Consider the following 13,263-nt stretch of genomic DNA (forward strand, 5'->3'; position numbering starts at 1 on the left):
GACATGACTGCCCTCAAGAACGACCGTTTCCTTCGTGCCCTGCTCAAGCAACCTGTAGACGTCACGCCCGTGTGGATGATGCGTCAAGCCGGTCGCTACCTGCCGGAATACCGCGCCAGCCGCGCCCACGCCGGTGACTTCATGAGCCTGTGCATGAATCCTGCGTTCGCCTGCGAAGTCACGATGCAGCCGCTGGACCGCTACCCACAACTGGATGCGGCCATTCTCTTCTCCGATATCCTCACCATCCCCGACGCCATGGGCCAGGGCCTGTACTTCGAGACCGGCGAAGGCCCGCGCTTCAGGAAAGTCGTCAGTACCCTGGCCGATATCGAAGCCTTGCCGATCCCTGATCCGCACAAAGACCTCGGTTATGTGATGGATGCGGTCAGCACCATCCGCCGCGAGCTCAACGGTCGCGTGCCGCTGATTGGCTTCTCTGGCAGCCCGTGGACGCTGGCCACCTATATGGTCGAAGGCGGTTCGTCGAAAGACTTCCGCAAGACCAAGGCCATGCTCTACGACAACCCGCAAGCCATGCACCTGTTGCTGGACAAGCTGGCACAGTCGGTGACCTCCTACCTCAACGGCCAGATCATGGCCGGTGCGCAAGCGGTGCAGATCTTCGATACCTGGGGCGGCAACCTGTCGGCGGCGGCGTACCAGGAATTCTCCCTGGCCTACATGCGCAAGATCGTCAGCGGGCTGATCCGCGAACATGAAGGTCGCAAGGTTCCGGTCATCCTGTTCACCAAGGGCGGCGGCCTGTGGCTGGAAAGCATCGCCGATGCTGGCGCCGATGCATTGGGCCTGGACTGGACCTGCGATATCGGCGAAGCCCGCCGTCGCGTTGGCAACCAGGTTGCGCTGCAAGGCAACATGGACCCCACTGTGCTGTACGCCAAGCCGGAAGCGATCCGTGCCGAAGTCGGACGCATCCTCGCTAGCTATGGCAAGGGCACCGGCCATGTGTTCAACCTCGGCCATGGCATCACGCCGGAAGTGAATCCGGAACATGCGGGTGCGTTCCTACGCGCAGTCCACGAACTCTCGGCGCAATACCACGAGTAAAACGCAAAACAAAATGTGGGAGCTGGCTTGTCGGGTCGCCGCATCGCTGCGATAGCGGTGTTGAATTCACCGCCGCCATCGCAGGCAAGCCAGCTCCCACATAAAGCAAGTAGCCTCAGGTTTCCACATGCCCCAACGGCGGCAACTTCGCCAGCTTCAACGCCACCAGCAACGCGCCGATCAGTAGCGCGATAATGAATCCGCCAATCCCGTTCCACCCGGCAAAATGCCAGAAGAACCCGCCTGCCGTCCCGGCGATACTCGATCCCACGTAATAGCAGAACAGGTATAGCGAAGACGCTTGCCCCTTGGCTTTCACCGCACGGCGCCCGATCCAGCTGCTGGCCACCGAGTGGGCGCCGAAGAAGCCGAACGTGAAGATCAACATGCCCGGCACCACCAGCCACAGCGGGGTGAACAGCGTCAGGGCCATGCCGGCGAGCATCAGCACGATGGTGGCCCACAGCACCCGACGGCGGCCAAGGCGGTCGGCCAGAGAGCCGATCTTGGCCGAACTGTAGATGCCCGAGAGGTACACCAGCGACAGCAGGCCGACCACGGCCTGGCTCAGCTCATAGGGTGAGGCGAGCAGGCGATAACCGATGTAGTTGAACATCGTTACGAACGCGCCCATCAACAGGAAGGCTTCCAGGAACAGCCACGGCAAGCCCGCATCCTTGAAATGCATGACAAAGCCATCCACCAGGCTGCGTGGTTTGAGGCTGCTGGCGCGGAAGTTGCGCGATTCGGGGAGGATCTTCCAGAACACCGTGGCGGCGATCAACGCCAGAGCGCCGATGATCAGCATTGCGGTGTGCCAGCTGACAAAATCGATCAACACGCCGATGATCAGGCGCCCGCTCATGCCGCCAATCGCGTTGCCGCCGATGTACAGGCCCATGGCCAGGCCGATGTGCTGCGGGTGGATCTCTTCGCTGAGGTAGGTCATCGCCACGGCAGCCAGGCCGCTCAGGGACAGGCCCACCAGCGCCCGCATCAGCAGAATCCCCTCCCAGGTCGGCATCAGACCGCTGGCGATGGTGGCCAGCGCCGCACAGAACAACGCGGCGACCATCACCGGCTTGCGCCCCAGCCTGTCGGATATCGGCCCGGTGATCAGCAGGCCGCAGGCGAGCATCGCGGTCGCGACCGAAAGAATCAGGCTGCTTTGCGCCGCATTGATGGAAAATTCGTGGGACAGCGCCGGCATCATCGGCTGTACGCAATACAGCAGGGCGAAGGTGGCAAACCCGCCGGAGAACAGCGCCAACACCGTGCGCATGAACATCGGCGTGCCTTTTTCGATGTACTCGTCATTAAGCTGCGCCACCACCTCATCGAGGGCTGAGGGCGGGGTGTGTTGGGCAAGTGGAGCAACAGCAGGATTCACGGGGGACCTCGGGGAGGAAAGTCTGCCAGGACTGGCAATACGAAAAAGAATATAGCTGGCTAATGATTCTTTCCAATATATTGTTCGACCTGTTTGATAGGTTCTACGACCTAATGAGGTGTGCATGGAATTACGTCACCTGCGGTACTTCATCGCCGTCGCTGAAGAACTGCACTTTGGCCGCGCCGCGCAGGTGCTGGGCATCTCGCAACCGCCCTTGAGCCAGCAGATCCAGGCACTGGAGCAAGAGGTGGGGGCGCGGCTATTTGAGCGTACCAATCGTCGGGTCGAGCTGAGCGAGGCCGGGCGCCTGTTCCTGCAAGAGGCGCGGCTGGTGCTGGCCCAGGTCGACAAGGCGGCGGATGTGGCGCGCAGGGCGCAATTGGGAGAGCTCGGCGAACTGAAGATCGGCTTCACATCTTCCGCACCGTTCAATTCCAGCATTCCCCAGGCGATCTTCGCGTTTCGCCAGGCTTTCCCGGCGGTGCACCTCAATCTGCAGGAGATGAGCAGCACCCAGGTGGCCGAGTCATTGGTGGATGAGTCGATCCAGGTCGGGCTGATGCGGCCTTTGCCGTTGCCTGATTCGCTGAGCGTGGTCGAGTTGATGCGCGAGCCGTTGGTTGCAGTATTGAGCGCCGGCCATCCGTTGGTGGAAGGCAGCGAGCGCGGCCTGCACCTGGCGCAGTTGGCGCAGGAGCCCTTTGTGTTTTTTCCGCGCACCTACGGCAGCGGCCTGTATGCCCAATTGCTCAGCCTGGCCCGCGACGCCGGGTTCAGCCCGCATTTTGCCCAGGAAGCGGGGGAGGCGATGACCATCATTGGCCTGGTGGCGGCGGGGTTGGGCGTGTCGGTGTTGCCGGCGTCTTACCAGCGTATCCGCATTGATGGCGTGGTCTACCGCACACTGCTCGACCCGGAGGCGATGACGGCGGTGTGGCTGGTGCAGCGCAAGGGCGTGCAAACGCCGATGGCGAAGGGGTTTGTGGAGTTGTTGACGCACAGGGCATCTACGTAACGAAGCAGAGTGATGTGGGAGCTGTCGAGCTTTAGCGAGGCTGCGAAAGGATCACCGCGTTGTATCTGAAAGACCGCAGCGCCTGCATCGCAGCCTCGCTAAAGCTCGACAGCTCCCACATTTGATCGGCGGTCTTTTCCGAGTGCGGTTGCTTCAGGCATACTGGCCGAGTTCCCGAAAGGGGCTTGTGAGACTCTGAGGATCCTGGGTAACCAGCCATCGCAGAGCCAGGCAGGAAGCGGTGATGACAAGCCAACCTGTTTGTGAAGAGGGCGCCGAAAGGCGCCCTTTGTCGTTTCTGGCCTTACTGCATCCCGGTCGAGCGCAACCCTGCCAGGATGTCCCTATCCAGCATGCTTATCCAACGGTTGTAGTTGCGATGGATCTTGCCGTCCTTGTAGCCCAGGTCGCGGCTGTCGCGGTAAGTGATGGCGTAGCTGTTGCGGGTGTAGCGGATATCGATTGCTGCATAGAACTGGCCGCGCACGGTGATCTCGGCCTGCACCAGTTGCGGGCTCAGGCGTTGTACCGTCCACTCACGTTTTTGCAGGGCGGCGACGATCACCTGTTTCATTTTTTCTTCGCTGACCTGGGTCGTGGCCGGCAGTTCGTGCTGGGTGTTGAGCACTGGTTTGCTGGTGCAGCCGGCAGTGGTCAACAGCGCCAGGGTGATCAGGGTAGCGCGTAGCAGGGAAGACATTCCGTTTTCTCCAATCGATTAAAAAGTCAGGCCCAGCGGCGGAAGATCAACGAGGTGTTGACGCCGCCGAAGGCAAAATTGTTGTTCATCACGTAGTCGTTGTGCATCTGCCGAAAGCCACCTTGCAGGTAGTCCAGTTCGCCGCATTGTGGGTCGACCGAATCCAGGTTGAAGGTGTGCACGTACTCGTCGCGGTTCATCATTTCGATGCTGAACCACGACTCCAGCGCGCCGCAGGCACCCAGGGTGTGGCCGAGGAAACTCTTCTGCGAGCTGATCGGCATTCGGCTGCCGAACAGGCTGCTGGTGGCCAGGGTTTCGGCGATGTCACCCTGGTCGGTGGCGGTGCCGTGGCCGTTTACATAGCCGATGGCAGAAGGCGCAAGCCCGGCGTCTTCCAGGGCCAGTTCCATGGCACGGCGCATGGTTTTCTGTTCCGGGCGGGTGGTGTGCTGGCCGTCGGCATTGCTGCCAAAGCCAACCAGCTCAGCGTGAATATGCGCGCCGCGCGCCAACGCGTGTTGCAACTCTTCCAGTACCAGGATGCCGGCGCCTTCACCAATCACCAGGCCATCACGGCCGCTGTCGTAGGGGCGCGGACTGGTTTGCGGCGCATCGTTTTTCAGACTGGTGGCGTAGAGTGCATCGAACACCATGGCTTCGGTGGGGCACAGTTCTTCGGCGCCGCCGGCGAGCATCAATGGCAGGCGCCCGAACTTGATTGCCTCGTAGGCATAGCCGATGCCCTGGCTACCGCTGGTGCAGGCGCTGGACGTGGGGATCAAGCGCCCGGTGAGGCCAAAGAAAATGCTGATATTCGCCGCGGTGGTGTGCGGCATCATCCGCACATAGGAGTTGGCGTTTAGCCCCTCGGCCACGGAATTGAGCAGCATATTGCCGAACGCCTTGATCTCATCGGTGCTGCCGGTGGACGAGCCACAGGCCACGCCCATGCGCCCGTCCTTGATCGACGGATCACCGAGCAAGCCGGCATCCTGCAGTGCCTGCTCCGCTGCCCACACCGCCAGGCGCGAGACACGGCCCATGCTGCGCAATTGCTTGCGGGTCCAGTGCGCGGGCACCACAAAATCATCAATCGGCCCGGCCAGGCGCGTGTTCAGTTCGGTAAAGCGGTCCCATTCATCCATGCGCCGGATACCGCTGCGGTTGGCGCGAAAGTTGGCGGCGATGGTTTCCCAATCGCTGCCCAGGGACGTCACGCCGGCCATGCCGGTGACAACGACGCGCTTCATCAGCACAAGCCTCCGTTCACGGCCAGCACCTGGCGCGTGATATAGCCGGCTTCGGCCGACATCAGGAAATTCACCGCGCCAGCCACCTCTTCCGGCGTGCCCATGCGCTGCGCCGGGATCATCTTCATCAACTCTTCCACCGGCACGTTTTCATCCAGCATTGCGGTGTCGATCAGCCCCGGAGCGACGCAGTTGACGGTGATCTTGCGTTTGCCCAGCTCGATCGCCAGCGCCTTGGCCGCGCCGATCAGGCCGGCTTTCGACGCACTGTAATTGACCTGGCCGCGGTTGCCGATCAACCCGGACACCGAGGTGATGCACACGATACGCCCAGCGGCGCGACGCCGAATCATCGGCATCATCACCGGGTGCAGCACGTTGTAGAAACCATCGAGGTTGGTGCGCATCACCACGTCCCAGTCGTCTTCCGACAAGGCCGGGAAGGCGCCGTCGCGGGTCAGGCCGGCATTGAGCACCACGCCGTAGTAGGCGCCATGTTGCTCCACGTCGGCTTCAAGGATGGCCTTGCAACTGGCGCGGTCGGACACGTCGAATTGCAGCACCCGTGCCTTGCGCCCCATGGCCTCGATCTCGACCTGCACGGTGTCGGCTTCGGCGCGGCCATTGCGGCAATGCAGCACGATGTCATGGCCGGCCTGGGCCAGGCGCAGGGCAATGGCGCGGCCGATGCCACGGCTTGAGCCGGTGACCAGTACGGATTCAGTCATGACGTTGGGTCCTTCGATTCATCTAAATAGTTGGCCGCCTGGGGCGGTCGAAATACGTTCAGGCGCGCACTGGCCTGGATACCATTACCGGTGAGGTGGCATTCGAACACACCCATGCCGTTGTCGTCTTCCAGGGAGCGCAGGCCGTGGATATTCAGCTCGGCGCCTGCCGGGAAGTGCTCCACGTTGCACTCGAACTTGCGTGTACCCAACAGGAAGCCCAGTTCCACCGCGCGGCCTTGCTGGCGTGCATGGCAACCGGCATAGGCGGCGACGCTTTGCGCCATCAATTCCAGGCCGACCCAGGCCGGCAGGCTACCGTCAGGGCGGTTGAACAGGCCGTCGGGCTTGACGGTGACGCGGGTGCGGATCTGCTCATCATCGAACGACAGCACCTGGTCGATCAGGATCATGTCGCCCGCGTGGGGTAGCAGCTCGGCAAGTGGCCAATCGATCATGGGGCCTCTGCGATTATCAGGCTGACGTTATTACCGCCGAAGGCAAACGAGTTGCTCATCAGGCAGGTTTTTTTCAAGGTGTCGCCGCTGCGTGTCCATTGCAAGGCGGGCAGCGCCGGGTCGGCTTGGCCGTCCCACACGTGAGGCGGCAGCTGGCCGTGAGCCAGGCTCAGCCAGCAGAACGCCGCTTCCAGCGCTCCGGCGGCACCGAGGGTGTGACCGGTCATGGGCTTGGTCGACGAACAGGCCACACCGCCGGGGAACAGGCTGGCGACCGCCTGGCTTTCCATGGCGTCGTTGTGTTGGGTGGCGGTGCCGTGCAGGTTCAGGTAGCCGATCTGCTCGGGAGCCAGCTTTGCGCTGGCCAGGGCCTTGCGCATCGCTTGCAACGCGCCCTTGCCGCTGGGTTCCGGCGCGGAGATATGGTGAGCGTCGCAACTGGCACCGCTGCCCAGCAAGGCGATCGGTGCCGGCTCGCGGCTCATCAGGAACAGTACCGCCGCCTCACCGATATTGATGCCGTTGCGGTTCACCGAGAACGGGTTGCAGCGCTCGCTGGATACCGCTTCCAGCGAGGTAAATCCGTTCAGGGTCAGCTTGCACAGGCTGTCCACGCCGCCACAGATTACCGCATCGCACACCCCCAGGTTCAGCAGGCGCTGGGCGCTCATCAAGGCACGGGCGCTAGAGGTGCAGGCGGTGGAAATCACATAGGCCGGGCCGCTCAATTGCAGCCAGTCGGCGAGGAAGTTTGCCGGGGCGCTGAGTTCCTGTTGCTGGTAGTCGTAGTCGGCAGGGAACTGCTTGTCGCGCAGGTAATGAGCAATGCCACGGCTGGCTTCGTCGATGCCCGAGGTGCTGGTGCCAAGCACCACGCCGACTCGCCCTGGGCCATAGGTTTGAATGGCCTGACGGATCTCATCTTCAATCTGCAACGCCGCTTCCAGCAACAACTGGTTATTGCGGCTGCTTTGTTGAGCCAGTTCCACCGGCAGAGGCACCAGTTCGCCCTGGACGGCAGCCACCGGCACTACGCGCTCCGGCACCCAGCCGCTTTCGGCGCGCATCCCTGAACAGTCACCGGCAAACAGGTTGCGGCTGACTTCGGCCTGGCCTCGGCCAAGGGCGCAGATCACACCGAGGGCATTGAGGTAAGCGGTCATCGGCTGATACCTAGCGGGGTGATGCGATAACTCAACGGCTGGCCGGCCATGTTCACGCTGAACACCTCGGAAGACTGATAGATGATTTGCCAATGGCCCGGCAGCGTGCGCGTCAGGTCCATGGCCTGGGCGTGCGGATACAGCGCTGGCACATCACCGGCCGGGGTCAGGGCAAACAGCAGCGCGGCAAACAGCTCCCGCGCCTGGGGATTGGGGGGCAGCAAGCCGTCGGCCTGCCACTGCCCATCGAGCAGTTTTTGCCGGGCCAGGGGAATGCCCAAGGGGTCCATCATCGACCAGCGAATCGCGTGGCCTTCGCGCTGGATCACCAGCAGCCAGTCCTGGCGCTGCCCGTCCGCCAGGCGCTGCACATGCAGTTGCATCGGCAAGGCCAGGGCCGGGATTTTTTCCGGCAGCGGTGCCTGGCTGGCGCAGGCACTGAGCAGCAACAGGCAACCCATTAACAGCAGGCGCATCATGAGGCGGCGTTCTCCAAAGGTTTGCGCGCAACGCAGTTGACCAGGGTTTCCTCGCGCTGGCCCACCGGCGGCGCCTTGCGCAGACCCCAGCGCTCCAGCAGGCCGAAGTCGCTGGAGCGGCTCCACCACAGGTAGGGGTACGAGACATTCTGCGAGTCGAATTCAAAGCCTTGCTCGCGCAGCATCTCCAAATACTCTTCAGCGCTTTTTTGCACATGCATCGGGTGGCGGAACAACCAGCGAATCACCCAGGTGTCGATATAGGCTTCGGTGGATTCGGCAAACAGCAGATAGCCGCCCGGTTTGAGTACCCGATAGAACTCCTTGAGTGCGCGATGTTGCTCGACCAAGTGGTGAAAGGTCTGGTGGCAAAACACGATATCGACGCTGGCGTCCGGTACATCGAGGGTGGCGCAGTCACTGGCGATCAGCTCGACAGCCAGGCCCTGGCGCGCAGCCTCTTCACGGCTCAGCTCCAGGCTGTGGGGGTCGGCATCCAGGCCGATCAGACGTGAAGGCGCAAACACCTGCTGCAGCAACCGGAAGGATTTACCCTGGCCACAACCGGCGTCCAGCAACACCGGTGCCACCGGCAGCGGCTCGCTGAACAGGCTGCGCAGGTCGTTGATCGCCACGCGCAATACGTGATGCTGCCAGGTGTGGCTGCGCAGGAACCAGAAGCCGAACCTGGTTTCCTCGACGTAATTTTTGCTCAGGTAGTTTTTTTCAACGGCAGGACTGCTCATACCGCTTCACTCGCACAAATATCCGACAACATCCGCAATCGCCGTTTCGGCTCGCTGACAAACGGGTTGCGCTCATCCCAGGCGTAACCGGCCAGGATCGAACTGATCATGCGGCGAATCTCCGGCGAGCTGCCGGGATGGAAAATCACATCCTGGAACGTACCGGCATACCAGCCTTCGACGTAGCAGCGGAAGGTATCGACACCGCGCTTCAAGGGTTCGGCGAATTCGCTTTGCCAGTCCACGGTCTCGCCGTTGAGCTGACGGTGCAGCACAGCGGCGGCCATGCTGGCCGACCGCATGGCGATGGTCACGCCGGACGAGAACACCGGATCGAGAAATTCCGCCGCATTGCCCAGTAGCGCAAAGCCTGGGCCGTGCAGGCTTTTGACGTTGGCCGAATAGCCGCCGATGCTGCGTGCCGGGGTGTCCCAGGCGGCGTTTTGCAGCACGGCGGCCAGGCTTGGCGTTTCATCGACAAAGCTGCGCAGGCAGGCGTCAAGGTCGCTGTCGCGGCCATCGAAATGTTCTTTGGCCGCGACCACGCCCACCGAGCAACGGCCGTTGCTGAACGGGATGGTCCAGAACCAGATGTCGCGCTGGGTCGGGTGGGTGGTGACCAGAATTTTGCTGCGATCAAAGCCTGGGTGTTCGATGCGGTCTTCGATGTGAGTGAACACGGCCTGGCGCAGCGGGAAGTTCGAGGGCGCCTCAAGGTCCAGCAGGCGCGGCAGCACGCGGCCATAGCCGCTGGCGTCGAGCACGAACTTGGCTTTGATGTGGTACTCGCTGCCGTTCTGTCGGCGCACATGCAGGTAGCGGCACTCGCCGGAGAAATCCACACCGACAATGCTTTGGCCATAGCGGATTTCCACACCTTGCAGCGCCGCCTGATCGGCCAGCAACTTGTCGAACTCGCCGCGCTGCACCTGGAAGGTGGTGGGCTTGCCGTTGCTGAAGGTGTCGCCAAAGTCAAACGCACTGTAGCGCTCGCCCCAGGCGAACGCGGCGCCGGTTTTTACCTGGAAGCCCGCCGCTTGCACAGCGTCGAGCATCCCGGCTTCTTCGATGAAGTCGATGCAGTGCGACAGCAGGCTTTCGCCAATCGAAAAACGCGGGAAATGCTCGCGTTCGATGATCAATACATCATGCCCTTTGCGCTTTAGCAGCGCGGCCGCAATGGCACCGGATGGCCCGGCACCGATCACCACCACCTGGCGACGTTCCATTTCAACTGTGGGCACGAGGGCTCCTTGCCGCATGGGCGATAATCGCATTCATAAGGTGTGTTTCTGCTGGGCTGCCCAGGGCGCCAGCATAAAGCTGAATGCCAGGCCCAGGCTGACCGATAAACCGAAATTACTCACGGCCGGTGTACTCGACACCGCCAGCAGGCCGAACGACAACCAGGTTGTCAACGCCGCCAGCAGTGTTCCCAAGAGGCTGACGGCCGGGCCGCCGATCTGCTCGCGCATCAAGATCGCGTAGTCAACGCTGATGGCCGTGACCAGCAACAGGCCAAACAGGCTGAACAAGGTCAGCGGCTGGCCCAGCCAGCCGAGGCTGGCCAGGCTGCACAGCGCGGCCAGCAGGGGCAGGGCGACGATACGCAAGGCGCCGCCAAAACCGAAGGGCACAATCAGCAACAGCACGATCAGCACGCACGACAGCAACTTCAATTCGGCTGCGCTGATTTGCGTGTCGGCAAACACGCGGTTCAGGTCGCCCAGGCGATCGACCAGTTGCACGCCGGGCAAATCCAGCGCCTGCACCCGCAGCAACGCCGGGTTGTTCAAGCCTTGCAGGCTGACCATGGCCGCCACGCCGCCGTCGACCGGGCCGAGCCAGAGCGTGCGCCAGGGTTCGGCCAGCGGGCCTTGCAGGGCTGCGTCAATGTCTTGAGTGGGCAGCGCCTGCAACTGCGTGACTTCAGCCTGCAGGGCACTGACGGGTACGCCGAGGTCCAGCAGCGGTTGCCAGTGCTGCGCCAGAGTGTTCAGCGCATCGCGCAGTTGTTGCTGCTCCTCGGGCAGGTTCACCAGTTGACTGAGCGCCAGGTAACCCTGGAGCTTGTCCATGTTCACCAACTGATCCAGGCGTTTGCCCAAGGCGGCTTGGCGTTCCAGCAACTGCTGCTGATTATCTGCGCGCACCAGGAAAAACTGGCTGGTGGGCTGGAACCCGGTGATGCGCGCTACGGCCTGTGCTTCCTGGAGCAATTGCGGCGGCGCGCCGATCCACTGGCGAATATCGTTCTTGCTGTTGAGCTGCCACAGGCCGGCGGCGCAGAACACCAGCACCGCCACCAGCAGCACTGAACCGGGCACGCGTTTGATCAAGGCGGTACGCAGTTGCCATAGGGCCTGGGCGACACGCAGCGGCCATTGCGCCGGACGCAGCTCCACGCCCTTGAGCAGCGCAGGCAGCAGGCACACCGCACACAAATAAGCCCCCACCAGCCCGGCGGCGGAGAACACCGCGATTTGCGTCAGCGCCGGGAAGGGTGTCCAGGCCAGCGCCAGATAGCCGATGCAACTGGTGGCCAGGCTCAGGCTCAGCCCCGGCAGGGTCAGGCGCAACGCCGGCCAACTGCGCCAGGGTTGCAGGCTCCAGCTTTTGGACAGGTAGTGCAGTGGGTAATCCACCGCCACGCCGATCAGGCTGGAACCCAGTACCAGGGTCATCACATGCATATGCCCAAACAACGCCACGCAGGCCACCGCGCCAAACAGCATGCCCACCAGCACCGGCACAAATGCCAGCAACACCCTCCAGCGCCGGAAGGCCAGCAACAGCAACAACAGGATGCCGATGGTTGCGCCACCGCCGACCCAGGTGATTTCCCGCGTGGCTTGCTGCTGCCCATTGGCCGCGTAGAGCAAGCCGCTGGCGGCGAGCAATTGCGCGCCGTCCTCACCCGCCTGCTCGCGGCTGGCCTGGAGCAAATCCGCCACTTGCAACGGCAATTTCATATCGAAGGCATTGCCGTGGGTGCGTGCCCGCACCAGCACCCAGCTTTGGCCGTCGGCTTCGGCGATCAAGGCGCCGCTGCCGATGTCCAGCTGAACCGCGCCGTGTTGCGGCTGGCTGTTCTGGATACGCCCGGTCAGGCCGAGCCAGTCGTCCTGGCTCGGCACCAGGCTGAAGCCGGTGAACGGGTCGAACAGCGCTTGCACCCGTTGCTGGATGAAGGCGTCGGGTTGCTCAATCAGTTGCTCGCGGTCCTTGGCCGAGAGCATCGACAAGCGCCCGCGCAGCAGTTGCTCGCGCAGTGCTGGCAGGTCGGCTTGCAGGTTCCACTGCACTTTTTCAAACAAGCCGCTGGCCTGCCAACGCTCGCCCAATTGCTGAGCTACGGCCAGTGCTTGCTCGCGGTCGGCATGCCCCACCAGCACCAGCATTTCGCGGTTGAGCGGCTCCTGCATGCGCTGTTCGGCTTGCTGCTCAAGGGCGTCCGGCGTGCTGCCGGGCACCAGTTCCATCAGGTTGGCCGACAACGGCGCGCCATGGCGCCACTGCCAGCCGGCCAGGGCCAGCACGGCCACCAGCAGGATCAGGAACAGGCGCGGCAATAGGCGCTCACTGGGCAAAGTCGTGTTGCTCCGCATCGCTCAAGGGCTGGTCGGCCGTGCTGTCCTGCATACGCAATACCGTGCTGTCGCCCTGGGTTTCCAGCAGCTCGATGGTTTGCACCAGTTCGCCGCCGTCGATATTGATCCGGGTGAACACTTGCTTGAGCAGCAATGAGCGCGGGGTCAGCGTGAGCTTCCAGTTGTGGGGCTGGCCTTGCAGTTGCAGTTCGAAGTCACGCTGCAAGCCGCTGCTGTCGCCCTGGAGTACGGCGAGAAACAGGCGATTCTGTTCGGCCCCGGCGCTCTTGTTCGGCAGCGGTTGCCAGCCGTTGGCGTCACGCCGGGCGATGCCTTGGCCTGTGATGCGGTAGTCCTGTTGCAGCGGGGTCTTGAGCAGCCATAACAGGCCGTGGTCCTTGGCGAGCACGAAGGTGCCTTTGCTGACCAGCGGCTGGGGCAGGGCGCGCAGGTGTTTTTCCTGGGTGAAGCTGCCGTGGATGACGGCGGGTTTTGCAAGCTGATCGCTCAACTGCTGCAAGTCGAAAGCCTGGGCCAAGCCTGGAACGCCTAACAGCAGGATAAGCACAATCCCTGTGGGAGCGGGCTTGCCCGCGAAGAACCTGAGGACGCTGCGTAGTGTCAGGCGTCGTGCGTTATCGTTAACGACCATCGCGGGCAAGCCCGC

Annotated in this window: 13 protein-coding genes; 2 read left to right on the top strand and 11 right to left on the bottom strand. The window is 62.7% G+C overall.

Annotated features, from left to right (window positions below):
* The first annotated feature begins 3 nt into the window (after window positions 1-3).
* On the top strand, window positions 4-1,071 hold the full coding sequence (hemE, locus tag PSEBG33_RS24670) for a uroporphyrinogen decarboxylase (protein ID WP_005784052.1): 1,068 nt from the start codon (window positions 4-6) through the stop codon (window positions 1,069-1,071).
* Window positions 1,072-1,186: 115 nt separating this feature from the next.
* Here hemE and PSEBG33_RS24665 read toward each other — a convergent pair whose 3' ends face one another.
* On the bottom strand, window positions 1,187-2,461 hold the full coding sequence (locus PSEBG33_RS24665; RefSeq protein WP_005784054.1) for an MFS transporter: 1,275 nt from the start codon (window positions 2,459-2,461) through the stop codon (window positions 1,187-1,189).
* A gap of 124 nt (window positions 2,462-2,585) precedes the next feature.
* On the opposite strand from PSEBG33_RS24665, the gene PSEBG33_RS24660 reads away from it, so the two are divergent.
* A complete protein-coding gene (locus PSEBG33_RS24660; RefSeq protein WP_005784056.1) occupies window positions 2,586-3,479 on the top strand; it encodes a LysR family transcriptional regulator in 894 nt (297 codons plus the stop codon).
* Between the two features lie 304 nt (window positions 3,480-3,783).
* Here the strand turns inward: PSEBG33_RS24660 and PSEBG33_RS24655 are convergent, their stop codons facing one another.
* Genes PSEBG33_RS24655 through PSEBG33_RS24610 form a run of 10 tightly spaced genes read right to left on the bottom strand, consistent with a single transcriptional unit; the run spans window position 3,784 to window position 13,248 of the window.
* Window positions 3,784-4,179 (bottom strand): hypothetical protein, encoded by a 396-nt coding sequence (locus PSEBG33_RS24655; protein WP_005784058.1) that lies wholly within the window; start codon window positions 4,177-4,179, stop codon window positions 3,784-3,786.
* Between the two features lie 26 nt (window positions 4,180-4,205).
* Window positions 4,206-5,432, bottom strand: coding sequence for a beta-ketoacyl-ACP synthase (locus PSEBG33_RS24650; protein ID WP_005784060.1), 1,227 nt, complete (start codon window positions 5,430-5,432; stop codon window positions 4,206-4,208).
* A complete protein-coding gene (gene fabG / locus PSEBG33_RS24645; protein WP_005784062.1) occupies window positions 5,432-6,160 on the bottom strand; it encodes a 3-oxoacyl-ACP reductase FabG in 729 nt (242 codons plus the stop codon). Before fabG ends, PSEBG33_RS24650 begins: the two co-directional genes overlap by 1 nt.
* Window positions 6,157-6,618 carry a hotdog family protein gene (locus tag PSEBG33_RS24640; protein ID WP_005784064.1) on the bottom strand — a complete coding sequence of 154 codons (462 nt, stop codon included), beginning with the start codon at window positions 6,616-6,618 and terminating at the stop codon, window positions 6,157-6,159. Before PSEBG33_RS24640 ends, fabG begins: the two co-directional genes overlap by 4 nt.
* Window positions 6,615-7,781 (bottom strand): beta-ketoacyl-[acyl-carrier-protein] synthase family protein, encoded by a 1,167-nt coding sequence (locus tag PSEBG33_RS24635; RefSeq protein ID WP_005784066.1) that lies wholly within the window; start codon window positions 7,779-7,781, stop codon window positions 6,615-6,617. Before PSEBG33_RS24635 ends, PSEBG33_RS24640 begins: the two co-directional genes overlap by 4 nt.
* Window positions 7,778-8,260, bottom strand: coding sequence for a DUF3261 domain-containing protein (locus tag PSEBG33_RS24630; protein ID WP_005784068.1), 483 nt, complete (start codon window positions 8,258-8,260; stop codon window positions 7,778-7,780). The genes PSEBG33_RS24635 and PSEBG33_RS24630 overlap by 4 nt, the downstream gene beginning before the upstream one ends.
* The gene (locus PSEBG33_RS24625) at window positions 8,257-9,006 is read right to left on the bottom strand and encodes a class I SAM-dependent methyltransferase (protein ID WP_005784070.1); all 750 of its coding nucleotides are present in this window, start codon (window positions 9,004-9,006) and stop codon (window positions 8,257-8,259) included. The genes PSEBG33_RS24630 and PSEBG33_RS24625 overlap by 4 nt, the downstream gene beginning before the upstream one ends.
* Complete coding sequence (locus PSEBG33_RS24620) at window positions 9,003-10,250, bottom strand: NAD(P)/FAD-dependent oxidoreductase (RefSeq protein ID WP_005784072.1); 1,248 nt, start codon at window positions 10,248-10,250, stop codon at window positions 9,003-9,005. The genes PSEBG33_RS24625 and PSEBG33_RS24620 overlap by 4 nt, the downstream gene beginning before the upstream one ends.
* A gap of 33 nt (window positions 10,251-10,283) precedes the next feature.
* Window positions 10,284-12,614: an MMPL family transporter gene (locus PSEBG33_RS24615; RefSeq protein WP_005784074.1), complete on the bottom strand. Its 2,331-nt coding sequence runs from the start codon at window positions 12,612-12,614 to the stop codon at window positions 10,284-10,286.
* The gene (locus PSEBG33_RS24610) at window positions 12,586-13,248 is read right to left on the bottom strand and encodes an outer membrane lipoprotein carrier protein LolA (protein ID WP_032803765.1); all 663 of its coding nucleotides are present in this window, start codon (window positions 13,246-13,248) and stop codon (window positions 12,586-12,588) included. Before PSEBG33_RS24610 ends, PSEBG33_RS24615 begins: the two co-directional genes overlap by 29 nt.
* Window positions 13,249-13,263: the final 15 nt, after the last annotated feature.

This window comes from Pseudomonas synxantha BG33R (genome assembly GCF_000263715.2).
In the GTDB taxonomy this organism is placed as follows: domain Bacteria; phylum Pseudomonadota; class Gammaproteobacteria; order Pseudomonadales; family Pseudomonadaceae; genus Aquipseudomonas; species Aquipseudomonas synxantha_A.